The 23,869-nt window shown below is 64.4% G+C and carries 26 protein-coding genes and 1 riboswitch; of the genes, 19 read left to right on the top strand and 7 right to left on the bottom strand.

Features of this window, described 5'->3' with window-relative positions:
• The first annotated feature begins 245 nt into the window (after positions 1-245).
• From ACIPY3_RS20075 to ACIPY3_RS20085, 3 genes are all read left to right on the top strand, one after another.
• Positions 246-791, top strand: coding sequence for a hypothetical protein (locus tag ACIPY3_RS20075; protein ID WP_400336823.1), 546 nt, complete (start codon positions 246-248; stop codon positions 789-791).
• Between the two features lie 95 nt (positions 792-886).
• A complete protein-coding gene (locus ACIPY3_RS20080; RefSeq protein ID WP_400336825.1) occupies positions 887-1,972 on the top strand; it encodes a C2 family cysteine protease in 1,086 nt (361 codons plus the stop codon).
• A gap of 8 nt (positions 1,973-1,980) precedes the next feature.
• A complete protein-coding gene (locus ACIPY3_RS20085; protein ID WP_400336827.1) occupies positions 1,981-2,253 on the top strand; it encodes a hypothetical protein in 273 nt (90 codons plus the stop codon).
• Positions 2,254-2,461: 208 nt separating this feature from the next.
• Here ACIPY3_RS20085 and ACIPY3_RS20090 read toward each other — a convergent pair whose 3' ends face one another.
• A complete protein-coding gene (locus tag ACIPY3_RS20090) occupies positions 2,462-3,556 on the bottom strand; it encodes a pyridoxal-phosphate-dependent aminotransferase family protein (protein WP_400336829.1) in 1,095 nt (364 codons plus the stop codon).
• Between the two features lie 163 nt (positions 3,557-3,719).
• Between ACIPY3_RS20090 and ACIPY3_RS20095 the strand changes: the two genes are divergently transcribed.
• From ACIPY3_RS20095 to purM, 6 genes are all read left to right on the top strand, one after another.
• Complete coding sequence (locus tag ACIPY3_RS20095) at positions 3,720-4,550, top strand: phosphatase PAP2 family protein (protein ID WP_400336830.1); 831 nt, start codon at positions 3,720-3,722, stop codon at positions 4,548-4,550.
• Between the two features lie 155 nt (positions 4,551-4,705).
• Positions 4,706-5,212, top strand: coding sequence for a 2-oxo-4-hydroxy-4-carboxy-5-ureidoimidazoline decarboxylase (uraD, locus tag ACIPY3_RS20100; protein WP_400336832.1), 507 nt, complete (start codon positions 4,706-4,708; stop codon positions 5,210-5,212).
• Positions 5,209-5,550, top strand: a complete 342-nt coding sequence (uraH, locus tag ACIPY3_RS20105; RefSeq protein ID WP_400336833.1) for a hydroxyisourate hydrolase — start codon at positions 5,209-5,211, stop codon at positions 5,548-5,550. Before uraD ends, uraH begins: the two co-directional genes overlap by 4 nt.
• Before the next feature lie 83 nt (positions 5,551-5,633).
• The gene (locus ACIPY3_RS20110; protein ID WP_400271099.1) at positions 5,634-5,984 is read left to right on the top strand and encodes a hypothetical protein; all 351 of its coding nucleotides are present in this window, start codon (positions 5,634-5,636) and stop codon (positions 5,982-5,984) included.
• A 135-nt stretch (positions 5,985-6,119) separates the two neighbouring features.
• On the top strand, positions 6,120-7,757 hold the full coding sequence (gene purF / locus ACIPY3_RS20115) for an amidophosphoribosyltransferase (protein WP_400336835.1): 1,638 nt from the start codon (positions 6,120-6,122) through the stop codon (positions 7,755-7,757).
• Positions 7,754-8,902, top strand: a complete 1,149-nt coding sequence (gene purM, locus ACIPY3_RS20120) for a phosphoribosylformylglycinamidine cyclo-ligase (protein WP_400336837.1) — start codon at positions 7,754-7,756, stop codon at positions 8,900-8,902. The genes purF and purM overlap by 4 nt, the downstream gene beginning before the upstream one ends.
• A gap of 132 nt (positions 8,903-9,034) precedes the next feature.
• Here purM and ACIPY3_RS20125 read toward each other — a convergent pair whose 3' ends face one another.
• The 3 genes from ACIPY3_RS20125 to ACIPY3_RS20135 form a co-directional block, all read right to left on the bottom strand.
• A complete protein-coding gene (locus ACIPY3_RS20125) occupies positions 9,035-9,817 on the bottom strand; it encodes a VOC family protein (RefSeq protein WP_400336838.1) in 783 nt (260 codons plus the stop codon).
• Positions 9,814-10,596 carry a VOC family protein gene (locus tag ACIPY3_RS20130; protein ID WP_400336840.1) on the bottom strand — a complete coding sequence of 261 codons (783 nt, stop codon included), beginning with the start codon at positions 10,594-10,596 and terminating at the stop codon, positions 9,814-9,816. Before ACIPY3_RS20130 ends, ACIPY3_RS20125 begins: the two co-directional genes overlap by 4 nt.
• Positions 10,597-10,870: 274 nt before the next feature.
• Entirely contained in the window at positions 10,871-11,095 is a 225-nt protein-coding gene (locus ACIPY3_RS20135; RefSeq protein ID WP_347108543.1) for a DUF3073 domain-containing protein, read from the bottom strand.
• Positions 11,096-11,337: 242 nt separating this feature from the next.
• Between ACIPY3_RS20135 and ACIPY3_RS20140 the strand changes: the two genes are divergently transcribed.
• Positions 11,338-12,144 carry a septum formation family protein gene (locus ACIPY3_RS20140; protein WP_400336841.1) on the top strand — a complete coding sequence of 269 codons (807 nt, stop codon included), beginning with the start codon at positions 11,338-11,340 and terminating at the stop codon, positions 12,142-12,144.
• Positions 12,145-12,176: 32 nt separating this feature from the next.
• On the opposite strand, the gene clpB is transcribed toward ACIPY3_RS20140, so the two are convergent.
• Positions 12,177-14,831, bottom strand: coding sequence for an ATP-dependent chaperone ClpB (gene clpB / locus ACIPY3_RS20145; protein WP_400336843.1), 2,655 nt, complete (start codon positions 14,829-14,831; stop codon positions 12,177-12,179).
• Between the two features lie 346 nt (positions 14,832-15,177).
• Here clpB and ACIPY3_RS20150 point away from each other — a divergent pair, with 346 nt between their 5' ends.
• From ACIPY3_RS20150 to ACIPY3_RS20170, 5 genes are all read left to right on the top strand, one after another.
• Complete coding sequence (locus ACIPY3_RS20150) at positions 15,178-15,795, top strand: pyridoxamine 5'-phosphate oxidase family protein (RefSeq protein ID WP_400336845.1); 618 nt, start codon at positions 15,178-15,180, stop codon at positions 15,793-15,795.
• Positions 15,796-15,940: 145 nt separating this feature from the next.
• Positions 15,941-16,090 carry a hypothetical protein gene (locus ACIPY3_RS20155; RefSeq protein WP_400336847.1) on the top strand — a complete coding sequence of 50 codons (150 nt, stop codon included), beginning with the start codon at positions 15,941-15,943 and terminating at the stop codon, positions 16,088-16,090.
• 31 nt (positions 16,091-16,121) lie between these two features.
• Complete coding sequence (locus ACIPY3_RS20160; RefSeq protein WP_400336849.1) at positions 16,122-17,456, top strand: FAD-binding oxidoreductase; 1,335 nt, start codon at positions 16,122-16,124, stop codon at positions 17,454-17,456.
• 145 nt (positions 17,457-17,601) lie between these two features.
• On the top strand, positions 17,602-18,471 hold the full coding sequence (locus tag ACIPY3_RS20165; RefSeq protein WP_400336851.1) for a DUF4031 domain-containing protein: 870 nt from the start codon (positions 17,602-17,604) through the stop codon (positions 18,469-18,471).
• A gap of 83 nt (positions 18,472-18,554) precedes the next feature.
• Positions 18,555-20,207 (top strand): exo-alpha-sialidase, encoded by a 1,653-nt coding sequence (locus tag ACIPY3_RS20170; protein WP_400336853.1) that lies wholly within the window; start codon positions 18,555-18,557, stop codon positions 20,205-20,207.
• A gap of 12 nt (positions 20,208-20,219) precedes the next feature.
• On the opposite strand, the gene ACIPY3_RS20175 is transcribed toward ACIPY3_RS20170, so the two are convergent.
• Positions 20,220-20,621: a YccF domain-containing protein gene (locus ACIPY3_RS20175; protein ID WP_397323517.1), complete on the bottom strand. Its 402-nt coding sequence runs from the start codon at positions 20,619-20,621 to the stop codon at positions 20,220-20,222.
• 397 nt (positions 20,622-21,018) lie between these two features.
• Between ACIPY3_RS20175 and ACIPY3_RS20180 the strand changes: the two genes are divergently transcribed.
• Positions 21,019-21,471, top strand: a complete 453-nt coding sequence (locus ACIPY3_RS20180) for an SRPBCC domain-containing protein (protein ID WP_400336855.1) — start codon at positions 21,019-21,021, stop codon at positions 21,469-21,471.
• 179 nt (positions 21,472-21,650) lie between these two features.
• On the opposite strand, the gene ACIPY3_RS20185 is transcribed toward ACIPY3_RS20180, so the two are convergent.
• Positions 21,651-22,247: a phosphoribosylanthranilate isomerase gene (locus tag ACIPY3_RS20185; protein ID WP_400336856.1), complete on the bottom strand. Its 597-nt coding sequence runs from the start codon at positions 22,245-22,247 to the stop codon at positions 21,651-21,653.
• 98 nt (positions 22,248-22,345) lie between these two features.
• Here ACIPY3_RS20185 and ACIPY3_RS20190 point away from each other — a divergent pair, with 98 nt between their 5' ends.
• The 3 genes from ACIPY3_RS20190 to ACIPY3_RS20200 all read left to right on the top strand — a co-directional run bounded on the left by ACIPY3_RS20190 (position 22,346) and on the right by ACIPY3_RS20200 (position 23,832).
• Positions 22,346-22,963: a HutD family protein gene (locus ACIPY3_RS20190; RefSeq protein WP_400336858.1), complete on the top strand. Its 618-nt coding sequence runs from the start codon at positions 22,346-22,348 to the stop codon at positions 22,961-22,963.
• Between the two features lie 57 nt (positions 22,964-23,020).
• Positions 23,021-23,086: riboswitch (guanidine-III (ykkC-III) riboswitch) on the top strand.
• A 9-nt stretch (positions 23,087-23,095) separates the two neighbouring features.
• A complete protein-coding gene (locus ACIPY3_RS20195; RefSeq protein WP_400336861.1) occupies positions 23,096-23,410 on the top strand; it encodes a DMT family transporter in 315 nt (104 codons plus the stop codon).
• An 80-nt stretch (positions 23,411-23,490) separates the two neighbouring features.
• Positions 23,491-23,832 (top strand): DMT family transporter, encoded by a 342-nt coding sequence (locus ACIPY3_RS20200; protein ID WP_400336959.1) that lies wholly within the window; start codon positions 23,491-23,493, stop codon positions 23,830-23,832.
• Positions 23,833-23,869 lie beyond the last annotated feature (37 nt).

Raw genomic sequence — 23,869 nt, forward strand, 5'->3', positions numbered from 1 at the left:
CAAAGCACACACCAACTACCAAACCCGCGCCCGGCAACCCCTGGCCGCCTAACCAAAACAAACAACGAACCTGTCTCAGAAACTTGACGACCGCACCCACCAACCCTCTCTCACCGAATCGCCCCTTCCCGCCAACCCTCTCTCACCCGGGTGCGTGGGCCTTTCTCCCCATGGCGACGCGTACGGCGGGTATGAAAGCATGCGGTGATGGCCGCCGTCGTGCCTTAATCCGAACTGGGGAAACCATGCGCCGCACTTCACCGGGAGCGTTGTTCCTGACCGTCGTCCTGACTAGCGTCACGTTGGCCGGGTGCACGGCGGCCACGGACGGACCCACCCGCACACCGAGCAGCGCCCCGCCCATCACGGCGGGCCCCGAGCCGGTTGACCAGAGCCTGGCAAAGTATGATTCCCTGCGAGCTGACCTGATTGCGGCATTTGAGGAGAAACTGCCCGGCATCACCTGGAGCGTGGACAAAGGGGCCAGCTTGGCGAAGTCCACGGATGGTCGCTGCATCCTCCAAACTGCCAGCATGAAGAGCAGCGCGGACATCGTCGAAGCGTCCAACAACTTCGAGGCTGTTTTCGCCGCAGGCGACCCCGTCCTGGCCCAGCACGGCTTCCCGGCTTTCGGTGGAACGGACGATGTACCGGGTGGCTGGGTGGTCGCCCGTAGTACAAACGGATCGGGGTCCACGGTGACCATCGAGTCGAAGAGCCCAGCCTACCTGCGCGTGTCAGTGCCTGTTGCCTCAACCAGCTGCGATCCGAAGGAACTTCCCACCGGCTGACCGGGCAGATGTACCCATCGTCTCCGCCGTCAGGGCGGGATACGTTGCCCGTGGCTTCGAGCCACAATCTTTGAGCACAAGACGAGGGGGACGCGATGCCGGGATTCTACGGTGCCGATTTTGAGCAACTGCGGGCGCTGGCCAAGACCATGTCCAAGCATTCCGACACAATGAATTCGCTTTCCTCGGAGTTGGGGCAGCTGATCGCACACTCCCGGTGGGACGGCCGGGATGCCGCACAATTTCGCCAGGCATGGGAGTCAGAACACCGCCCCCTACTCCGGCGCACGGCAGCAACCCTGGAGACTCAGGCCAAAGAACTGGAACAGAACGCTGATGAGCAGGACACGGCGAGTTCGCGCTCAACCGGATCCGGCGATTCGGGCAAGGGCGACTCAAATCCTCCCGGCGATCCCGGCCCGCTCGACCCTGACAAGCCCGACGTCGATGTTCCCGGCGATGTCCGCAAAGACCCGGACGCGGGCAACCCCCGCGACATCAACCAGGGGCACATCGGCGACTGCTGGTTGCTGGCAGGTATCGGATCCGTGGCTCAGATCCTGGAACGGCAGGGCAAGCTCGACGAATTCCTTCAATCCCACATGCGCCCCGTTGGGGACCCGCCAACCCAGTGGGTAGTCACCCTATATGAGGACGGCAAACCGGTGGAAGTCACTGTGGAGGCCAAGTCCACCGATGGCGGGGTCCGTGGTGCCGACGGCCAACCCAACTGGCTGTCCATCTACGAACGAGCGGCGGCCGAACATCTCGGAGGTTCCTACGAGGACATCGAAGGCGGGTTCGGCAATGAGGCCATGGAGTTGATGACCGGCCAATCCGGGCACCACGAAGGCGAGTTGAACCTGGACAGGATCGAGGAAAAGCTTGCCGACGGCCAAGCTGTCGCCGTGGGGACGGAGGACGTCAAGGACGACGACTTCGATTGGTTCTGGGAATCCGAAGAAGTCAACCGCAATGACGTGGTGCCCAACCACGAATACATCGTTGTGGATGTGAAAACCAACGACGACGGTGAGAAGGTCATCGTCTTGGCGAACCCCTGGGGTCCCGACGGCGGTTACATGAAGGACGATGACCACCACAAGTCGGGGACCCTCGAGTTGACCGAGGATCAGTACAAGGAAAACTTCGACTCCGTTTACTCGGTGAATGTGAAATGAGGACGGCCGTGGAACAACTTGTGACAGTCAGGCAGGGCATGCAACCGTCGTTCGACGGCGTCAAAGTAGGCGTGGTAAAGATCGGCCTCGCGGACGGCACACCTGCCATCCAAGTGTGGATCCGGACCGCCGGGCACGCTCGAAAGCAGGCCTTCAGGGAAGGCCAGTCGGTCGATCTGCCCGGGGCTGGGACGCTGCGGTTCACCTCTGTCCGCCCCGCCGCCGGCGAGACTGCCGCCTCCGCGGTTTTAGCGTACGACGGCGGTCAGCCCACCCCGTGAGGTGAGAGAGGGTTCTCCAAGAACACGCAAAAGGTGAGAGAGCGACGCCCCAAAAGGGGCATTAGGTGAGAGAGCGTCGGTAGGGGGTCGGTAGGGGACCGACGCTCTCTCACCGAATCGCCCCTTTCCGGGAACCCTCTCTCACCGAATCGCCCTCTTTGGGGAACCCTCTCTCACCGAATCGCCCCTTTCCGGGATCCCTCTCTCCCTACGCCTCAGCGATGGCCTCTTTCAGCGCACCCAACACCAGGGTCACTGACGCATTGTTGGCGTTCGGGCCCATCATGCCGATCCGCCAGACGGTGTCCGTGAACTCTCCCACTCCGGCACCGATCTCCATGCTGAAGTGCTCCAAAAGGTAAGCGCGAACGGCGGCCGAGTTGACGCCGTCGGGCACTTTGACGGTGGTGAGGCTCGGCAACCGGGAGCCTTCGGCGGCGAACAGTTCGAGGCCCATCTCCTGCAAGCCGTCCTGCAGCGCGGTGCCGGCCGCCTGGTGGCGGGCTTGGACGACGTCGAGGCCTTCGGCGAGGATGCGTCCCAACGCGGCATCAAGGCCGGCGATCATGGTGACCGGCGCGGTGTGGTGGTACGTCCGGGCGCCGGATGCGGCGCCAACGTAGCCGCCGAGCAACCCGATATCCAGGTACCAGGAGCGAGGGTCCTTGATGCGGCGCTCGAAGGCCCGGTCGGAGACCGTGAACGGTGAGAGTCCTGGTGGCACCCCAAGGCACTTCTGGGTTCCGGCATATCCGACGTCGATCCCCCAGTCGTCTGCCAAGAGTTCCAGTCCGCCGATGGACGTTACGGCGTCGGTGATCAGGAGCGCGTCGCCTTTGCCGGCGCCGAGAGCGGCAATATCGGAAAGCACGCCCACTGAGGTCTCGGCGTGGACCGCCGCGATCACCTTGGGGTTCGGATGCGCGGACAGGACGCGGTCCGCATCAACGGGTTGGCCCCACTCGTGATCCACCCGGATGACGGTGGCACCGCAGCGCCGGGCGACCTCGCACATGCGGGCGCCGAAGAGGCCATTGACGGCGATCACGGCAACGTCGCCCTCGGCAACCGTATTGACGAAGGCTGCTTCCATGCCACCGGAACCGGTGGCGCTCAAGGGGAGGGTCCGGGCGTTCGACGTTCCCCACACGGAACGGAGTCCGTCACACACCCGGTCCAGCCGCTCAATGAACACCGGGTCCAGGTGTCCCAGAACGGGCCAGGACAGAGCGGCCATGGCTTCCGGGTAGCAATTGCTCGGTCCGGGTCCGAACAGGAATCTTGAGGTCAGGATGTCTGGCATGGGGCGAACTCCTTCAACGGGGTTGAGGTCATTCTGCCGCACCCTGCGCTGCGAGGCCCGCTCTGCGCACCAAAACCCAAACACAGGCCCCGCACCGGTAGTTCCAAGCGGCAACTGCTAAGGTTACTCACCATTATTGAGGCCGCCACGATAGGGGACGAGAGTGACGACTGAAGGAAACGGGCAGCCTGGACAAGGCGTCCGCGGGGAAGTGCAACAGGATCGATTCGTCGCGGGCCAAGACCTCACCCGCTGGAAATCCCCGGTGGGCCGTGCCCTGGCCGCGGGCGTGCAGTGGATTACCAATCTCCTGGGCCCCTACGCCGCGCTGGTCATCACGCTCGGTATTGGCCTGGTTGTTGCGATCGCCTTGGCTGTTGCCTTCGGCGAAGTCTACGAATCGGTAGTTGAGGCCGATGGTGTGGCCGGGCTGGATCATCCCGCCTTAGACGCAGCCAAATCCATCCGCTCCCCCGCCCTGGACACGATCACCACGGCCTACACGAACGTCGGCGGAACGGTCGGCATGCCTATCCTCGCCGTGGGAATCATGCTTCTGCTGGCGTTGAGGCGGAAGTCGTGGACCCCGGTGATTTTGATGTTGGCCGCAGGACTAGGCTCGTTGCTCATGACGGTGCTTGGGAAGCCGCTTTTCGGACGCACCCGGCCGGACCTCAGCGATGCCATTCCTCCTTACGAGCACTCCCCATCGTTCCCCAGCGGGCATTCGTTGAACGCGATAGTCATAGCCGGCATCGTGGCCTACCTGGTCATCCTCCGCGTCAAGACCCTCAGGGGCCGGGTCACAACCATTGCCATAGCCACGGTCTTTTCGTTGACCATGGGCTTGAGCCGGGTCTACCTGGGCCACCACTGGCTGACTGATGTGCTGGCGGCGTGGGCCCTGGGCATCGCGTGGCTCGCCTTGGTTATCACGGCCCACCGTCTTTATCTGACGGTGCGCACAAGCCACCACAAGGAGGTAGCCTCTTGACACGCCCCCAGCACCTCAGCTTCACTTATTACGTATGCTGAAATAACAGTTCCATGATGCGGAAGCTAGAAGCGCAAGCTTCCCCCGGCCAGACAACCGGGGTTCCGCATAGCCCACACCATGGATGCCAGCATTTGCACGAGGATGAAACAAGCATGGAGCTTGCAGTATTCAACAGTGTTGACCGTGACGAAGCCATCAAGGTCCTGACCCCTTGCCTGGACATCACCCGCTGGGTGGAAACCATCGTCGATGCCCGCCCCTTCGCCAGCGTGGACGAGTTGCTGGGCCAGGCCAACAACGCCGCCGAACCGTTCACCCCGGAAGAGGTGGAGTCCGCAATGGCCCACCACCCCCGGATCGGCGAACGCCCCAAAGCCCAGACCACCGAAGCCGCAATGTCCCGCTCGGAGCAGGCCGGCGTGGATGTCAGCGACGCAACCGCGGCGGCCCTGGCCGACGGTAACCGCGACTACGAAGAAAAGTTCGGCAGGGTCTTCCTGATCCGCGCCGCCGGTCGCAGCGCGCAGGAAATCCTGGCCACACTCCAGGAACGCCTCACCCACACCCCCGAACAAGAAGACACGATCGTGGCCGAACAGCTCCGGGAAATCGCACTGCTGCGTCTCTCCGGCCTGGTCAGCGAAGGAGCCAACGCATGAGCGTTTCACAAGTCACTACCCATATCCTCGACACCGGTTCCGGCCGCCCGGCGACGGGTGTCGCCGTCGTGCTTTACGTGCGCGAAGGCGACAACTGGACGCTGGTGGGCAAGGGCGAAACCGACGCCGACGGCCGCATCAAGAACCTCGGGCCCGAGCGGATTCCCGGCGGCGCCTACCGCCTCAACTTCGCCACCGGCGCCTACTACGAGGGCCTCGGCACCGAGACATTCTTCCCCGAAGTGGACCTGAACTTCACGGTTTCGGACGCCGGCGAGCACTACCACGTGCCTCTCCTCCTGAGCCCGTTCGCGTTCTCCACGTACCGCGGCAGCTGACCAAGCCTGCCGCCCGTAACGCCCTTCGGCCCGAGCCGGAGGGCGTTACTTGTACCCAAACCCGGAAAGGTAGGCTGGAAGGCATGGCTTCCGAGGACACCCCCACCCCCGCACCGAACAACGAACCGCCCGCACGGCGCGACATCACCGTGCGCCGCGCGCCCAAGTTCGTGCCGTTCATGATCCTCGGAGCCATCGTCGGCGCAATCGTCGCCGCCATCATTGCCTACGGCCGCCCCGCCGATCCTGAGTTCGACGCCAGCACCGTCTTTGGCTTCTTCCTCGTGGCCTGCGCCGCCGGTGGCGTCATCCTCTTCTCCATCCTCGCCCTGGTCCTGGACCGCATCAGCGTCAGGCGCACCCGGCGCGCCGTGGTGGAAGCGGTGCCGGATTCGGTTCCGGACGAGGGTCCAGAGCACGACGGCGGACGCTGACTTTCGGCCCTTTACTCGCGTTTCGGTGGGGTGCCACTGTGAGACGCGACGCATTTTCCGCGTGTCGCGCTTGATACCGGGGTCACAAAACCGGAGCGGGAACTTACCACGGCCACAACATGAGACAATCGACCAGTGGCACGTGGCGACGGAAAACTTTCACATGATCTTCTCCCCGGCGAAAAAGGCCCCCAGGACGCTTGTGGCGTCTTCGGGGTTTGGGCTCCCGGTGAAGAAGTAGCAAAACTCACCTATTACGGGCTGTATGCGCTGCAGCACCGCGGACAAGAGTCGGCTGGTATCGCTACCAGTGACGGCAAGCGCATCAACGTCTACAAGGACATGGGCCTCGTTTCCCAGGTCTTTGATGAGACCACCCTGAATACCCTCACCGGACACCTGGCCGTTGGCCACTGCCGGTACTCCACCACCGGTGCAAGCCACTGGGCCAACGCGCAGCCCACCCTGGGCGCCACCGCAACAGGCACCGTGGCCTTGGCCCACAACGGCAACCTGACCAACACTGCTGAGCTGCGCGAGATGATCCTGCAGCGCAACGACGGCCAGCTCACCGGCGAAATGAAGCAGGGCAACACTTCGGACACTGCGCTGGTGACCGCGCTCCTTGAGGGCGAAGAAGGCAAGACCCTGGAGCAGACCGCGCTGGAGTTGCTGCCCAAGATCAAGGGTGGCTTCTGCTTCGTCTTCATGGATGAAGGAACCCTCTACGCGGCCCGCGACACGTACGGCATCCGCCCGCTCTGCCTGGGCCGCCTTGACCGTGGCTGGGTAGTCGCCTCCGAGCAGGCCGGCCTGGCCACCGTTGGCGCCAGCTTCATCCGCGAGATCGAGCCCGGCGAATTCATTGCCATCGACGAAGAGGGCGTCCGCTCCCAGCGCTTCGCCGATGCCACCCCGGCCGGCTGCGTCTTCGAGTACGTCTACCTGGCCCGCCCGGACGCTGCCATCGCAGGCCGTTCCGTGTACGAGTCCCGCGTGGAAATGGGCCGCCAGTTGGCCCGCGAAAACACGCACGAGGCAGACCTGGTCATTCCTGTTCCCGAATCCGGTACCCCGGCAGCCGTTGGCTACGCCGAACAGTCCGGCATTCCGTTCGCGCACGGCTTCGTGAAGAACGCCTATGTTGGCCGTACCTTCATCCAGCCTTCGCAGACCCTTCGCCAGCTTGGTATCCGCCTCAAGCTCAACGCCCTGGAATCCGTGATCCGCGGCAAGCGCATTGTGGTGGTGGACGACTCGATCGTCCGCGGCAACACCCAGCGCGCCATTGTCCGGATGCTCCGCGAAGCCGGCGCCAAGGAAGTCCACGTCAAGATCTCCTCGCCGCCCGTCCAGTGGCCCTGCTTCTACGGCATCGACTTCGCCTCGCGTGCCGAGCTCATCGCCAACGGAGCCACCATCGAGGAAATCTCCCAGGCCATCGGTGCCGACTCGCTGGCTTATATCTCCGAAGACGGCATGATCGGGGCAACCCAGCAGCCGCGCGAACGCCTGTGCACCGCCTGCTTCACGGGCAAGTACCCCATCGAACTGCCGCACGCGGACAAGCTGGGCAAGAACCTGCTGGAACGCACGGACCTGGGTGGCCTGCCCTCCGCTGAAGCGCTCAACGACGCCTCCGCCTCCGATTCCGAGGATCCGGCGGACAAGCCCGGCGCTACCGGCTGCGATCCCGGACCCGACGCCGAATTCGAGAACCTCCTGACCGACGCTGATCGTTTGACCGACGCCGACAAGAAAGAGTCTGTATGACCTCCGCAACCCCAGCCGCCGAGAACAACGCCGGCATAACCTACGCTTCGGCGGGTGTCGACGTTGAAGCAGGCGACCGCGCCGTCGAACTCATGAAGGACGCCGTGAAGGCGACCCACAACGCCTCGGTGATCGGCGGCGTCGGCGGTTTCGCAGGCCTGTACGACGTCTCCAAGCTGCTGACCTACAAGAAGCCGCTGCTGGCCACGTCCACCGACGGTGTGGGCACCAAGGTAGCCATCGCCCAGGCCATGGACATCCACGACACCATCGGTTTCGACCTGGTGGGCATGGTTGTGGACGACATTGTGGTTGTTGGCGCCGAGCCGCTCTACATGACCGACTACATCGCCTGCGGCAAGGTTGTCCCCGAGCGCATCGCGGACATCGTCCGTGGCATCGCTTCCGCTTGCTCCGTGGCAGGTACCGCCCTGGTGGGTGGCGAAACCGCTGAGCACCCGGGCCTCCTGGGCGAGCACGAGTACGACGTCGCAGGTGCCGCAACGGGTGTGGTGGAAGCCGACGCCCTCCTGGGCCCGGACCGCGTCCGCGCCGGCGACGTCGTGATCGGTATGGCCTCCTCCGGCCTGCACTCCAACGGGTACTCCCTGGTCCGCCGCGTCATCAACCACGCCGGCTGGGCGCTGGACCGCCAGGTTTCCGAGCTCGGCCGCACGCTGGGTGAAGAACTCCTGGAGCCCACCCGCGTCTACGCCGCCGACTGCCTGGACTTGGCCCGCACTTTCCCGGTGAACTCCGCCAACGCTGTGCACGGCTTCAGCCACGTCACCGGAGGCGGCCTCGCTGCCAACCTGGCACGCGTCCTCCCGCAGGGCCTCGTAGCCACCGTTGATCGCAACACCTGGGAACTCCCCGCGATCTTCAAGCTGGTCTCCGAACTGGGCAACGTCCCGCTGGCCGACCTGGAGCGTACGCTGAACCTTGGCGTGGGCATGGTCGCCATCGTCTCCCCCGAGGCCGCAGACGCAGCCGTGGCGCGCCTCAACGAGCGCGGTCTGCCGTCGTGGGTCATGGGTACGGTTGCTGCCGACTCGGACTCCATCGACAAGACCGGCCCGGACTACGTCCAGGGTGCCAAGGGCGTCGACGGCGGCGCGGTCCGTTTGGTGAACGCCTACGCCTAAGCGCAATGATCGAAGAAGGAACGGCCCGGCAGTTGGTTTCCAACTGCCGGGCCGTTCTGCATCTCCGGGCTCGTCCCCAACTGGGTCGCATCTGTGCGCGTTATGAGGGCTCAAAACGCGCACAAATGCGACCTACTTGGGTGAGGTGATCTGGATGAGGCTGAGAACTCCGCCTTGTGGGTCCCTGATGGTGGCCAGCGAGCCTTCCTCGGGGTGATCCTCCGGTTCAACCAACAGTTCGCCGCCCGCGGCCACGGCGGTTGCGGCCGCCGCCCGGAGGTGTGCCACGCCGAAGTACACCTGCCAGCCGGCGTCGTCGCCCTCCTCAGCGGGGACAATCCCGGCCACCTCATCACCGTTGACCATCAGCGTCGAGTAGCTGCCGCCGTCGTCCTGGGGATATTCGGTGACCTCGTACCCGAAAAGTTGTTGAAAGAACGCCACCGCAGCTTGCGGTTCGGGGGTCAGCAACTCCGCCCATGCCAAGGCGCCGGCCTCGTTGAAGCGGTGGCTTCCTGTATGGGTTCCCGCCTGCCAGATGCCCGTGGTTCCACCGCCCGGCGGCGCGACGAAGGCCAGCGTTCCCGTATCCGCCACCTGCTCGGGACCGAACTCGAGATTCCCTCCCGCGTGCGTGGCGTCCTCAGCGACTTCCTCGGCATCTGTTGCGGCGAGGTAGATGTTCCACTGACCATGGGTTCCGGCGGCCTGCTGCAGGGTATTCTGTGGTGCGATCACAGCCACGAGGTCATTGTCGAGGAACGCCTGCGAGTAGCTGCGGCCATCGGGAGTGGGCAGGTCCTTGAAGGTCCAGCCGAACACCTTGCAGTAGAAGTCCTTGGCCGCGGCGACGTCCCTGGTTTGCAGGTCAGCCCAGCACGGTTCCCCGCTTGAGTAGTGGTTCCGGGCGCTCATGCTGAGAGGCCTGTCATGATGCTGAACGCGGCGCCGGCCGGGTCCATCAGCACGCCCATCCGCCCGACGCCTGGAACGTCGAAGGCCGGAACGATCACGTGGCCGCCCAATTCCACGGCGTAACCCACCGTCTGGTCAACGTCGACCACGCTGAAGTAGGTCATCCAGAAAGGCGACAGACCTTCGATCGGAAGCTTCAACGCCCCGGCAACGGCACGGCCATCGACTACCAGGTCCGTGTAGTCCACACGGCCGCCGGCTGGCCTGGTTTTGCTGGTGCAGCCCGTGACGGCCTCGTAAAACGCCAAAGCCTTGGGGACATCGTTGGTCTGGAGTTCGTTCCAGATCATGGTTCCGGGCTCATTAACGAGCCCCGATCCTGGGTGGCTGCCCGCCTCCCAGAAGCCGATCTGCGCCCCGGTCGGATCGGAAGCGAAGAAGATCCGGCCACCTCCGTTGGGAACGCTGTCCGGCGGGAAGAGGAGCGTCCCCCCGGCGGCTACGGCCCGTTCCGCAGCATCATCCGCAGAGTCCACGGCAAGGTAGTTGGCCCAGTAGGATGGCATTCCTTCAGGAGCGTCAGGCATCTGCTGCATCATGCCTGCAACGAACCGCCCCTTTAGCCTGGCCATGTAATAGGTCATGCCTGGACCCGCGTCCATGGCATCCAATTCCCAGCCGAAGATGTCGCTGTAGAACCTCTTGGAAACCTCAATGTCCGTGGAGGACAGGTCCACCCAGCATGGTGTGCCCTGCTTGTACCGATCGACCTCCGGCATGGCTTTCCTTTCAGCGTCCCTTTGCCCCCCAGCAACCGTCGTCCTCCCTCAACTTAGTACCGGGGTCTGACAAGGACAACGCACCGGTCAGGAAGCGGGCCCCGCAAGGTGCTGGGATCTTAGGCAAGAGGAAGGCCCGCAGGGTACGCCAATGGCTGGCGTGCCCTACGGGCCCTCTTCAGAGATTTCCGGCACCAGATGATGCACGAACAAACCTTGATGTACGACGGCGGTACGCAACTCAGTGCCCAAAGGCACCTGTTGGTTGCGACAGCTATCCGAGACGGCGGGTGTCTACCTCGTCGTCGTCGTCTTCCGCGTACTTGTCCTCGTAAGCCGAGTAGTCCGGCTCCGGGGGATCTTCGGGGAAGTGGCTCTTTGCACGACTGGATGGGCCCGTGAGCTCACGCTCAAGTGCCGAATAGTCAGTGTTCGGGGAGTAGTACTTGATGTCCCGAGCCTGCTTGGTAGCTTTTGCCTTTTGACGGCCGCGCCCCATGGCGTGACCCCCTTTTGTACTTGGACCGGAGGTGGTCACCTTGGCTATCGGTGAGGCCCCGGAATGTTTGGTCAATTTGTCGTATGTCTAGATTACATGGTTTCCGGGGTGCCTGCGTGCCACCTGGAGGCCGCGCCGGGCCATTCAACACCCGAAAGCAGCTCAGGGCACCTCCCATGCACCCGAAAATTGGGTAGAGTCTGCCTCAATGCGGCGTCAGAGCAGGAAGGCACACCACTGGAATGAGTCAGGACAATACTCCACCCCGTGACGGTTCATCGCGCGAGCCAGGCGAAGAACAGGTCCCGCCCGCCTCGAATGTGCCTCCAGAACCCCAACAGCCCAACCAACCACCGGTTCCACCCCAGCCGCTCTCGCCGCCGCACTCCTTTCCTCCGCCGGGCGGCAACCCGCAACAGGGCCCACCTCCCCAGCAGGGGGCCTTCGGCCAGCCGGTGTACCCGAACCAGCCAAGCGGCCCTGCCCAGCAGGCGTACGCCGGACAAGACCCGGCCTACCAGCAAGAGCCCGAGCACCCGGATGCGGTCAAACGCCAGAGGTTGGTCATTGGCGGGATTGTCCTGGGCGTCCTGGTGCTTATCGGTGTTGTGATCTGGGTACTCCTGAGCCTCCTGGGCACCCGCCCGGAAGCCGTGGCCCCGTCGCCCACCCCGACGGCGACCTTGGGCCCACTCCCGCGGGATACGGACTCCAGGGACTTCCAGGTGGGCGACTGCTTCGCGGAGTTCGATCCCAACGCCACCAAGGCCAAGGCCGTTGCGTGCGATACCGAGCACTCTGCCCAGCTGGGCGCCATCCATACCTATGCCCAGGATGATTCCTTCCCCGGCACCAACGCCCTCCGGGACAAGGGCCGGGAGGTATGCAAGAGCATCAAGTTCAACGACGCCGTGGACAACTACACCAATCTGCTCCAGCAGAACGTCTATCCGAGCCAGAGCAGCTGGGACCGTGGCGATCGCCGGGTTGACTGCTTCATTGTGGTGAACACGGGCAGCACGCTCAAGGAAGACCTGCTCCGGAAGTAGCTATTCTCGCCACTCCCGGAGCAGGCCGCAGCCTACTTCCGGCGGACAGAGAGCCCGGTGCCCGCCGGCATGCCGCCGTCGAGGTCCAAGGACTCAAGCCCCTCGATGGTGAGTTCGTCCACGTCGGCGGCCGTGTCCACCAGGACCGTATCGCCGTCGCTGATGTCGCCGGCCAGGATTTCCTTGGCCAGGCGGTCTCCGATCTCACGCTGCACCAATCGGCGCAGCGGCCGGGCACCGTACGCCGGATCGTAGCCGGACATCGCAAGCCATGCCCTGGCACCATCAGTCACTTCAAGCGTGAGCCGGCGGTCGCGCAGGCGCTTGGTCAGCTCGGCGACGTGCAACTCAACAATCCGGGCGAGCTCCTCGACCGAGAGGGGATCGAACAGGACGATCTCATCGAGGCGGTTCAGGAACTCGGGCTTGAAGGATGCCCTGACCACGGCCATGACGGCTTCGCGCTTGGCCTTGGCATCGAGGGTGGTGTCCACCAGGAACTGGCTGCCCGAGTTTGAGGTCAGTACCAGGATGGTGTTGCGGAAGTCCACGGTGCGGCCCTGGCCGTCGGTGAGGCGGCCGTCGTCGAGCACTTGCAGGAGGATGTCGAACACCTCAGGGTGGGCCTTCTCAACCTCGTCCAACAGCACCACTGAGTACGGCCTGCGCCGAACCGCTTCGGTGAGCTGGCCGCCCTCTTCGTAGCCGACGTATCCCGGAGGAGCACCCACCAGGCGGGCCACCGAGTGTTTCTCGCCGTACTCCGACATATCGATCCGGATCATGGCGCGCTCGTCGTCGAAGAGGAAATCAGCCAACGCCTTGGCCAGCTCCGTCTTGCCGACGCCCGTCGGGCCAAGGAACAGGAACGAACCCGTGGGGCGGTTGGGGTCGCTGATGCCGGCGCGGGCGCGGCGGACAGCATCGGACACAGCCTGGACAGCCTTGGCCTGGCCGATCAGGCGCCTCCCCAGCTCGGCTTCCATATGCAGCAGCTTCTGGGACTCCCCCTGCAACATGCGGCCCGCGGGGATTCCCGTCCAGGCCGAAATGACTTCGGCGATGTCGTCGGCGGTGACCTCTTCGGCCACCATCAGCTCCGGCTCCGAATCGCTGCGGGCCGATTCCTCCTCGGCGGCGGCGTTGAGCTCGCGTTCCAGCGCGGGCAACTCGCCATACAGAATGCGCGACGCCGACTCGAGGTCACCTTCGCGCTGGTGCTTCTCGGCGGCCGAGCGCAGCTCGTCGATCTTGGCCTTGAGGTCACCCACCCGGTTCAGCCCGGCCTTCTCCGCTTCCCAGCGCGCATTGAGCGCCGCGAGGCTCTCCTTCTTGTCCGCCATGTCCGCGCGCAGGGCGGCCAGCCGCTCCACGGAGGCAGGATCGGTTTCACCCTGGAGTGCCAGTTCCTCCATGGTCAGGCGATCCACGGCACGGCGGAGCTGGTCGATCTCCTCAGGCGCGGAGTCGATCTCCATGCGAAGACGCGACGCGGCTTCGTCCACCAGGTCAATGGCCTTGTCCGGGAGTTGGCGGCCGGAAATATAGCGGTTGGAGAGCGTGGCTGCGGCAACCAGGGCCGAGTCGGCGATGGCTACCTTGTGGTGCGCCTCGTAGCGTTCCTTGAGTCCGCGGAGGATGCCGATGGTGTCTTCCACGCTCGGCTCACCGACGTAGACCTGCTGGAAACGACGTTCCAGGGCCGGGTCCTTCTCAATGTTCTCGCGGTACTCGTCCAAGGTGGTGGCACCGATCAGGCGGAGCTCACCACGGGCCAGCATCGGCTTGAGCATGTTGCCGGCGTCCATGGCACTCTCACCCGTTGCGCCGGCACCCACCACGGTGTGGATCTCGTCGATGAAGGTGACGATCTGACCGTTGGAGTTCTTGATCTCCTCCAGGACTGCCTTCAGGCGCTCCTCGAATTCGCCGCGGTACTTGGCTCCCGCCACCATGGAGGCCAGATCCAGGGCGATGAGGGTCTTCCCGCGCAGGCTTTCGGGGACATCGCCGGCCACCATGCGTTGCGCCAGGCCTTCGACGACGGCCGTCTTGCCAACGCCGGGCTCACCGATGAGCACAGGGTTGTTCTTGGTGCGCCGACTCAGCACCTGGACCACGCGCCGGATCTCACTGTCGCGGCCGATCACCGGGTCCAGCTTTCCGGAACGGGCAACTGCGGTCAGGTCGGTTCCGAACTTCTCCAAGGCCTGGAACGTGTTCTCAGGGTCCGGTGAATTGACCTTGCGGTCACCCCGGACACCCGGCAGGGCGGCGAGAAGCGCCTCATGGGAGGCACCGGCGTCGCGCAGCAACTTCCCGACGGCGTCACTTCCGGCCGAGAGTCCCAGCAGCAGGTGCTCGGTTGAGACAAAGGAATCGCCGAGCTTGTCGGCGTCGGCCTGGGCGGCCTGGATGGCCTGCATGGACTGGCGCGACAACTGCGCCTGCTGGACGGAACTGCCCGACGACGACGGCAGCGCCTTGATGGCGGAACTTGCCTGCACGCTCACGGCGTCCGGATCGGCACCCGTCGCCCGGAGGAGGGCAACAGCAACGCCTTCCCGCTGGTCCATGAGGGCTTTCAGCAAGTGTGCGGGCTCCACCTGCGGGTTGCCGGCGGTGGAGGCATTCATGGCGGCCGCAGAAAGGGCCTCCTGGCTTTTGGTGGTGAATTTGACGTCCAAAGAGAGCTCCCTTTCTGGAGTAGAACCAAGGATTACAAAGTTGAGTCTACTACGCTCAACTTTGGATTTTGACTCACTGTGTTCCATGTTTGCCGACGGCGAAACTGCTGTCCAGCGCCGGTGTGAGGATTGCTGTTGAGGGCCACGCCGGCGAAGCCCGCACCCGTACCCGCCCAGCGCACCCGTACCGGCGAAGCCCGCACCCCGTCCCGCCCAGCGCCCCCGTACCGGCGAAGCCCGCAACCGTACCCGCCCAGCGCACCCGTTCCTACGGGTGCGAATGGCGGAAAGTGGTGCGCCTCGTTCCACAAGATCCGGAATGCCCTCAGGAAAGTAGGCTGGGCCCATGGAACCCATCGCTTCGGTGCACGAGTTGGAAGAACTGATCGGCCTCCCCCTCGAACGCGTTCGACGCAAGGTGCGGACATCGCTCAGCGACTTTGACCGGCAATGGCTCGCAGCCAGTCCTTTTTGCGTGATCTCGACGGCGGACGCCCAGGGTCGCGTCGACGCCTCACCCAAAGGTGACCCCGCCGGATTCATCCACGTCCTGGACGACTTCACGATCGCCATCCCGGAAAGGCCCGGCAACAAGCTCGCCTTGGGATTCCGCAACATTTTGGAGAACCCGAACGTGGGTATCCTCTCCGTGGTTCCCGGACGAACCGACACCCTGCGCATCAACGGGACGGCAGAGCTGGTCCGGAATGCGGACTTCTTCGATCACATGGTGGTCAAGGGCCACCGTCCGCGGGTTGCCATCGTGGTCAGCGTGGACGAGGTCTTCACCCACTGTGGCAAGGCCTTCATGCGCAGCGGGCTGTGGGAGCCGGATTCCTGGGACATCGCGGGCTTGCCGTCCATAGCCACGCTTTCCAAGACCTACGTGCAGCCGGATACACCGTTAGCGGATCTCGAAGCCTATTATGGGCCGGCTTACGCGGAACGCATGTACCGGGAGTAGATCCGCGTTCCGCCCTGCGCACCCCTTACGTCGCGGCATCGCACTCGTTCGCGCTGAGGGCTACCGCTACTACGGGAGCGCACGGCGCGAAGGGGTGCGAGGGCGCGAAGGGGTGCGAGGGCGCGAAGGAGTGCGAGGGCACTACGTGGCGCGCACCGCCGTGGTCAGCGCACCGCCGTCGTCAGCGCACCGCCGTCGTCAGCGCACCGCCGTCGTACCCGTCCGGAAGGAAGCGAAAGCGATCCGTAAGCATTACCCATGGCCCGCCGGGGGCGCCCGCCGTAACCTGTTCTAGGGAGAGAGTCTCAGGCGCGAAGGAGCGTCCCATGGAATGGATCCGTCCGGACAATCCGGACTATGACGAAACCCGGAAACTCTTCAATGCAATGATCGACCGCAGGCCGGCCGTCATCGCCAGATGCTCCAGCCCTGGCGAGGTGGCAGAGGCGCTGAAGTATGCCCGCAACCACAACCTGGAGGTGGCGGTCAGATCGGGCGGGCACTCGGTGGCTGGCATGTCCACCAACGACGGCGGCCTGGTGATTGACGTCCGTCCCATGAAATCCATCAGCGTGGACCCGGAAGCCAAGACTGTCACGGCCGGCGGTGGGCTCACGTGGGGCGAGTTCGACCGGGCCACGCAGCAGTACGGATTGGCGGTCACGGGTGGCCGGGCATCGACGACGGGTGTCTCCGGCTTCACGCTGGGCGGCGGCTCGGGGTGGCTGGAGCGCGCCTACGGATTCGCTTGTGACAACCTGATCTCAGTCGACCTCGTGACTGCTTCCGGCGATTTGGTGACGGCGAGCGAACACGAGAATCCGGAACTCTTCTGGGCATTACACGGTGGCGGCGGGAACTTCGGAGTGGCCACGTCGTTCACGTTCCAACTGCACGATCTGGGTCCGTCGGTCATGGCGGGGTTGATGTTGTTCCCGGGCGAGGCCGCCACGGAGCTGTCCAGGGCCTACCGACAACTGGCACTGGACGCACCGGATGAGGTTGGCACAGCGCTCGTGTATCTGACGGCTCCGCCTGAAGAGTTCGTTCCGGCGGACATGGTGGGCAAGCTGGCTGTGGGCATGGCCTATGTGTATGCCGGGGACGTGGAGGCGGGCGAAGAGCACGCGAAGCCCTTCAAAGAACTGGGTCCGTCGGTGGATCTGATAGGACCCATGGGGTACGCCGACTTCCAGTGCATGATCGACGATCCTCCGGGTCACTACAACTACTGGAGCGCCGACTACCACGACGAACTCAGCGACGAGGCGCTGGACGTCCTGGTGGACTCCGCGCAACGGCTCCCGGGTGCGCATTCACAGCAGCTCATCGGCCGCTGGGGCGGTGCGGTGGCCGGCCCGGCGGCGGAGAACACCCCGCTGCTGAACCGTGGCGCCGCCTGGGTCAGCCATCCATTCGGCCTGGCGGAAACCCCTGAGGGCGGACAGCAAGCCAAGGCGTGGGTGAAGCAGTTCAGGCAGGACATCGCTCCGCATACGAGCGGTGGCGTATGGCTGAACTTCATCGGCGACGAAGGCCAGGACCGCATCATCGCGGCCTACGGCGAGCAAAACTACCGTCGGCTCTCAAAGGTCAAGGCGCAGTTCGATCCCGACAACACGTTCAGGGGGAACCAGAACATCCTTCCAGCGGAGCACTAAGACTCCTTCCCAGTTGCCGTGGACCACACCGGCAATGTTGCCCGTGTTCCGGGGCGGTGGTTGGCGGTAGACACGCCCCGATGGCCGGCAACTGGGAAGGATCAGCCCACCCTCGGCCGTTGAAATCCGGGACTACACTTTGGCCATGGCCATCTACGTCGACCCTCCCCTCTGGCCCGCGCACGGGACCCATTTCTCCCACCTGGTCTCGGACAAGTCGCTCGATGAGCTGCACGCGTTCGCGGAGGCGGCAGGAGTGCCGGAACGGGCTTTCGACGGCGACCATTACGACGTGCCCGAGCGCCGGTACGACGATCTGGTCAAGGCAGGTGCCATTCCCGTCGAGGCCCGGATCCTGGTCCGCAAACTCATTGCCAGCGGACTCCGCATCCCGGCCCGCGAGCGCAGCAAGGCCCTCACGGTGCCCTTGATGGAGCGCTGGAACAGCACGTACCCCGGCCACGAGGAACTCGGCTTGGAGTTGTTGGAACGTTGGGGCGAGGCCACCCGGAAGTACCACGGCCGCACACATCTCCTGGCTGTCCTTGAGGCTCTGGACACCTTGACCGATCCAGCGTTGCCAGCCCGCACTGTTGCCCTTGCCGCGTGGTTCCACGATGCCGTCTATGAAGGGGTTGCAGGCCAGGACGAGGAGGAGTCAGCCCGGATCGCCGAAGACCGGCTGACCGCGGCCGGCTTGGCCCCGGTGGACGTCGCAGAGGTGGCGCGCCTGGTCCGGCTGACGGACAAGCACAGTCCTGAGCCGGGCGATCACGCCGGTGCCCTCTTATGCGATGCGGACTTGTCTGTGCTCGGTGGCGACGAACAGTCCTATGCCAGGTATGTGGCGGCCGTCCGCGAAGACTACGCCCACGTCAGCGACGCTGATTTCGCGAAAGGGCGTGCCGCCGTCGTGCGTCACCTGCTGGGCCTGGACCCACTGTTCCACGGTGACCGCGCCAAGGCGCTCTGGCTGGACGCGGCCCGCCGGAACCTCACCGCGGAACTGGCCTGAGCCAAACCCAGAGAACGGATCCGGGTATTCGGGGCATCCGAGCGTTGCTTTGGGGCTTTTCGATCGGCCCTACACTAGGAGGTGTGACCTCCTACCTCTCCGCTCCACGGGCCCGCCCCTCCGTCGAACACGTCCTCGCCGTCCGCGGCACCGGAGGCTACCGGCAGTACCGGATCCCAGCGCTGGCCGTCAGCACGGCGGGGACCATCCTGGCGGCGTATGACGGCAGGCCCAACCTGGACGACCTGCCCAACACCATCGACCTGCTGCTCCGCCGCAGCAGGGACAACGGCGCCACGTGGGGCGAACAACAGGTGGTCCGCACCGGCACCGGGCTGAACGGATACGGCGATCCCAGCCTCCTGGTTGATGCGGACACGGGACGGATCTTCATGTTCCACGCCGCCGGAACACACGCCGGCTTCTTCGAAGCGGTCGCCGGACTGGAGCCGGACGACGCCGTCCAACATGCCGACGTCAGCTATTCAGACGACGACGGCGGGACCTGGCACCACCGGCGGCTCACCTCATCACTCAAGCCGGTTCACAGTGGTACCACCGGGTTGTTCGCGGCGGCCGGCCAAGGCATCCAGATGCACACCGGACCGTTCAAAGGCCGCTTGGTACAGCAGTACGTCCTGCTGGTGGACGGGGAAATCATGGCTGCTTCCGCCCTCAGCGACGATCACGGAGAGAGCTGGACACTCGGCGCGCTGATCGGCACGGGTCCTGCCGGAATCGGACCCAACGAAAACAAGGTGGTATGCCTTGCCGACGGGCGCTTGCTGCTGCACAGCCGGGCCACGCCGTGCCGCCTTGCCGCGATCTCGGAGGACGGCGGACAAACATGGGGACCGTTGACGCCCGTGCCGGACCTGCCCGACCCCAGCGACAACGGATCCCTCACCAGGTTCGACGGGCTGCCCCTGGTCCAGTTGCCGGCTGAGGCCGATTCCTCGCATTGGCTCATCGCCACCAACAACCAGGACCCTCATCTTCGCCGCAACACCGTGCTCAGCCTGTCCCCGGACAATGGGGCCACCTGGCCGGGCAAGCTGGTGCTGTGCGAGGGCAGTTCCGCGTACTCCACGGCCACGCGACTTCCCGACGGCAACGTCGGTGTCCTCTACGAGCGGCAGGGATACCGCGAGATCGTGTTCGCTTCGGTTCCTGCGGAACAACTGGTCTCCCAACTCGCATCCGCTCCGAGTACTCTGCCCAGCGCAGACCGGGATCCGCTCACCTTCCACATGGAACTCCGCTCCGTCACCCCGGGCAGGCCCGCACACTGGCAGAACGCCGGTGAATTCCACGTCATACCGTCAAACAGCGATGGCGCGTGGGACGTCCAGACGTGGAAAGAAATCGGCCAAGGGTACGCCGGCCAGGACCAAGTGCTCGGCACGCGGGAAGCGCAGGACCTCAACTACGGCGCCATCATTCCCGGGTACAAGGCCGGGGACATCCTCGCCTTCACAGGACGCGTCCGCAACAGCGGCACTGAGCCGCTTGCCGACGTCGTACTTCTGGGACCGCACGGGAGCGATTTCCCGGCCACGCGCCTGGAGCCGGGCCAGCAGTCCCTCTATTTCACGCCGAGTTACACCGTCACGGAATCGGACCTGCTGGCGGACGCGCTGGAGCTCAGGTTCGCGGTGGAGTCCGACGGCGGGAGGTTCCGTACGGAGCGACGCTTCCGGTTCGAGCTGCGCACAGGAAGCGTTGCTGCCTCATAGGAACGTGTCGCCTCAGCGGTAGGTGCTGACGAACGGACGGTTGGTGGGCACGATCTGCTTGCCGAGCGGCATCAAGGAAACCGGGATCAGCTTCAGGTTCGCGATGGCCAGCGGGATTCCGATGATCGTCAGGGCCATGGCCACCGCGGTGACCACGTGCCCGATCGCAATCCAGATGCCCGCCACCAACAACCAGATGACGTTGCCGAGCAAAGCGAACACTCCACTGCCGCCGGGCTTTTCCACCACCATCTGACCGAACGGCCACAGGCAGTAGGCACCAATGCGGAACGAGGCAATGCCCCACGGAATGGTCACGATGAGGACGCAGCAGATGATGCCCGCGGCGAAATAACCGAGGGCGAGCCAGAAGCCGCCAAAAACCAGCCAAATGATGTTGAGCAGAGTTTTCATAGTCACCATTCTCTCGTGCCGGACCGTCCAAAAGCCTAGGGGTCTGCCCTGACTCGCCCCTGACTTTCCTCTCTCACCAAACACCCCCTCCCCCCGGACCCTCTCTCACCAAACACCCCTTCCCCACAGTCCCTCTCTCACCGAACACCCCCTCCCCAGTGGACGCTCGCTCACCGAACACCCCCTCCCCCCGGTCCCTCTCTCACCGAACACCCCCTTCCAGGTGGACGCTCGCTCACTGTGCTCACTACGGTGCGGCCAAGAAGACAGAGCGTTCCGAGTTTCGGGCGATTTGGTGATAGCGCGTCGGTTTTGGCCGGGCTCGGCCTAGACTCGGTCCCACTGGCGCCGCCTGTGATGCGCCGCCGCATCCATGAACCACGCACGGAGGACCACCATGAGCACAGAACAGCACACCCTCAGCCTGACCCGCGATTTCGAAGCCCCGCGCGAAAAAGTCTTCGAGGCTTGGATGGAACCGGACCAGCTCACCAAATGGTTTGGACCCGTGGAAGTTGATGCTCCGCGGGAGAAAATCATCGTCGATCCCAGGGTCGGCGGAGTGTGGCAGGTTGTCATGGCATGGACGGATGAGAACGGTCCCCAAGAAGCGCCGATTGAAGCAGTCATCACTCAGCTGAACGCACCGGGTTTGCTGGTCGCAACGGCCAAAGCCGCCCCGGACGCCGACCACGAATACGAAGAGATGCATCTCGAATTCGAAGATCTGGGCGGCAGCCGCACCCGCATGCATCTGACCCAGGGGCCCTTTGCATCGGAAGAGTGGGTGGAAATGACGCGAGACGGCTGGGGCACCTCATTCGAGAAGTTGGATGCAACGCTCGGATAACCGCGAGAGAGTGCTCAAGAACGGGCGATTCAGTGAGAGAGCGTCCCAAAAAACAGGCGATTCAGTGAGAGAGCGTCCCAAAAAACAGGCGATTCAGTGAGAGAGCGTCCCAAAAAACAGGCGATTCAGTGAGAGAGCGTCGGGGGGAGGCGGGGAAGGGGGACGGGGTAGAGGTGGGGTTAGGCCTTGGCGGCTTCGACGAAGGCCCGGACCTTGGCCAGGTCCTTGACTCCCCGGGAGGACTCGACCCCCGAGGACACATCCACGCCCCAGGCACCGGCCGCGGAAGCAGCGGCAGCAACGTTGCCCGGTTCCAGGCCACCGGCGAGCAGCCAGGAACGGCTGTCCAGACCCTTTTCACGCACGGACGCGTAATCCCAGGCCTCCCCCGAACCAGGCACTGCCGCGTCGATCAGGAACAGTTCCTCGCCCAGATCACCGAACTCTTCCGGGGAGGCACCCATGGTGACTGCGCGGATGAGCCGCATCCCGGCGTCGTGCACTGCCCCAACGTCAGCCGCAGTCCGGTGACCGTGCAGTTGAACCCATGACAGGCCAGCAGCCTGCGCAAGGGCAACGGCATCGGCAGCGGTCTCGTGGCGGAAGACGCCGACAGCCGCAACGTCGGAGGGCACCAAGGGAAGCAACGAACGGACGGTCTCCGGGCTGACTTCGCGTGGGCTGGCCGTGAGGACGAAACCCACCGCGTCGGCACCGGCCGAGACGGCTTCGCGAACGGATTCGGGTGTGCTCAAACCACACACTTTAACGAACATTCCGTGCCTCCAGCCGCTACGCGCCCAACAATCCTCTTATGACGTTAGCAAGTCATATGGCCCATTGTTGAACCGCGCCGGACCACTACGCTGGACGGATGGAGATCATCCGCTTTGCCGACATCCATCCCGAACCGTGGCGCAACGGGGGCGGTGTAACCCGCGAGATCGCAAGCCACCCGAAGGCCGCGTCGGCACAGGATGGCGCATGGGACTGGCGGCTCAGCATCGCCGATGTCTCCAAAGCCGGCGACTTCTCCAATTTTCCGGGCATGGAACGGGTCCTGACCATCATCGACGGCGACTTGATGCTCCTGACCGTGGACGGTACCGAGCACCCCTTGGAGAAGTACCGGCCGTTCCGTTTCTCGGGCGAAGCCCCCTCCTCGGCCACGCTTCCCACCGGCGACATCCGGGACCTTAACATCATTGCCCGCGCCGACAAGTTCAAGGGCTTTGCGTCCATCGTCGAGCTTTCCAAAAAACGCCCACACCCCGTTTTTGAGGGCCAGTTCGCGGTTCTGCTGGAGGGCAAAGCAAGCGTTGCGCCCGGCACGGCCGCAGAGGAAACGCCCGACGACGGCGCCGAGCCCGCTGCCGTCGTCGAGGAACCGGTGGAGCTCTCCCGCTACGACGCAGTGGTTGGCTCCGACGTCCGCAGCCCCGAGATTTCCGGCCGCGGGTTCGTGGCGGTCGTCTCCATCGACCACGTCTGAGTGGTGACTTTTGCCACCAGAGGTGGCCACCCCCTGGGGGAGTTGCTAGCCTAGGGACCAAGGTTCCGCTCTGGAACCTCCGGACGACGGTTCAGTACCCGGCACGCGACAAGACTGGCCAAAGGAAAAGTCATGTCGTGGTTAATCCTCATTCTTTCCGGAGCGCTTGAGGCCGTCTGGGCCGCAGCCCTCCACCGTTCCAAGGGCTTCCGCAGGCCCGTTCCCACCATCGTTTTCCTGGTTTCGGTCATCGCCAGCACTGGCGGTCTCGCGATCGCCATGCAATCCATTCCCACGGGCACGGCCTATGCGGTGTGGGTGGGCGTCGGCGTCGTGTTGACCTCCGCTTACGCCATGGTCACCAAGGTTGAACGTCCGACGGCGGCCCGCCTCCTGCTGCTCGCAGGCATCGGCGCGTGCGTGGTTGGCCTGAAGGTGGTGGCGTAGCCATGACTGCGAACACGAATCGTGAACCCGTCGTTGCTCCGGCGACGGGAGCGGCGAAGTCCGAACAGGCGAAGTCCGGAATTTTCTGGATCATCCTGCTCGCATCGGCGGTTCTTGAAGCCGTGTGGGCCACGGCCCTGGGCCTGTCCAACGGTTTTACTGTCCTGCTGCCAACACTGGTTTTCGCCGTGACCGCAACACTGAGCATGGTGGGCCTGGGCATCGCCGTGAAACGCATCCCCCTGGGCACTGCCTATGCCGTGTGGGTGGGCATCGGCGCGGCCCTGACTGTTGGCTGGGCCATGATCACCGGTGTTGAGCCGGCCAGCCCATTGAAGTTGCTGTTCATCGCGGGAATCGTTGGCTGTGCTGCGGGTTTGAAGGCGCTGCCAGCCCACAAGACCGGGACGGATTCCGAGTAGGGTCCCGCACGCGGCGGGGTCTCAATCCATTTCGATG

The sequence above is a fragment of the Paenarthrobacter sp. NPDC089714 genome (assembly GCF_044748905.1).
In the GTDB taxonomy this organism is placed as follows: Bacteria; Actinomycetota; Actinomycetes; order Actinomycetales; family Micrococcaceae; genus Arthrobacter.

Excerpts from the sequence above, each read along its gene's own strand:
- ACIPY3_RS20140 (WP_400336841.1), top strand. The coding sequence starts at position 11,338 with ATGAGTCAGGACAATACTCCACCCCGTGACGGTTCATCGCGCGAGCCA.
- ACIPY3_RS20150 (WP_400336845.1), top strand. The coding sequence starts at position 15,178 with ATGGAACCCATCGCTTCGGTGCACGAGTTGGAAGAACTGATCGGCCTC.
- ACIPY3_RS20075 (WP_400336823.1), top strand. The coding sequence starts at position 246 with ATGCGCCGCACTTCACCGGGAGCGTTGTTCCTGACCGTCGTCCTGACT.
- ACIPY3_RS20135 (WP_347108543.1), bottom strand. The coding sequence starts at position 11,095 with ATGGGGCGCGGCCGTCAAAAGGCAAAAGCTACCAAGCAGGCTCGGGAC.
- purM (WP_400336837.1), top strand. The coding sequence starts at position 7,754 with ATGACCTCCGCAACCCCAGCCGCCGAGAACAACGCCGGCATAACCTAC.
- ACIPY3_RS20190 (WP_400336858.1), top strand. The coding sequence starts at position 22,346 with ATGGAGATCATCCGCTTTGCCGACATCCATCCCGAACCGTGGCGCAAC.
- ACIPY3_RS20110 (WP_400271099.1), top strand. The coding sequence starts at position 5,634 with ATGGCTTCCGAGGACACCCCCACCCCCGCACCGAACAACGAACCGCCC.
- ACIPY3_RS20175 (WP_397323517.1), bottom strand. The coding sequence starts at position 20,621 with ATGAAAACTCTGCTCAACATCATTTGGCTGGTTTTTGGCGGCTTCTGG.
- ACIPY3_RS20090 (WP_400336829.1), bottom strand. The coding sequence starts at position 3,556 with ATGCCAGACATCCTGACCTCAAGATTCCTGTTCGGACCCGGACCGAGC.
- ACIPY3_RS20130 (WP_400336840.1), bottom strand. The coding sequence starts at position 10,596 with ATGCCGGAGGTCGATCGGTACAAGCAGGGCACACCATGCTGGGTGGAC.
- uraD (WP_400336832.1), top strand. The coding sequence starts at position 4,706 with ATGGAGCTTGCAGTATTCAACAGTGTTGACCGTGACGAAGCCATCAAG.
- ACIPY3_RS20195 (WP_400336861.1), top strand. The coding sequence starts at position 23,096 with ATGTCGTGGTTAATCCTCATTCTTTCCGGAGCGCTTGAGGCCGTCTGG.
- ACIPY3_RS20185 (WP_400336856.1), bottom strand. The coding sequence starts at position 22,247 with ATGTTCGTTAAAGTGTGTGGTTTGAGCACACCCGAATCCGTTCGCGAA.
- ACIPY3_RS20165 (WP_400336851.1), top strand. The coding sequence starts at position 17,602 with ATGGCCATCTACGTCGACCCTCCCCTCTGGCCCGCGCACGGGACCCAT.
- ACIPY3_RS20160 (WP_400336849.1), top strand. The coding sequence starts at position 16,122 with ATGGAATGGATCCGTCCGGACAATCCGGACTATGACGAAACCCGGAAA.
- uraH (WP_400336833.1), top strand. The coding sequence starts at position 5,209 with ATGAGCGTTTCACAAGTCACTACCCATATCCTCGACACCGGTTCCGGC.
- ACIPY3_RS20080 (WP_400336825.1), top strand. The coding sequence starts at position 887 with ATGCCGGGATTCTACGGTGCCGATTTTGAGCAACTGCGGGCGCTGGCC.
- ACIPY3_RS20125 (WP_400336838.1), bottom strand. The coding sequence starts at position 9,817 with ATGAGCGCCCGGAACCACTACTCAAGCGGGGAACCGTGCTGGGCTGAC.
- ACIPY3_RS20180 (WP_400336855.1), top strand. The coding sequence starts at position 21,019 with ATGAGCACAGAACAGCACACCCTCAGCCTGACCCGCGATTTCGAAGCC.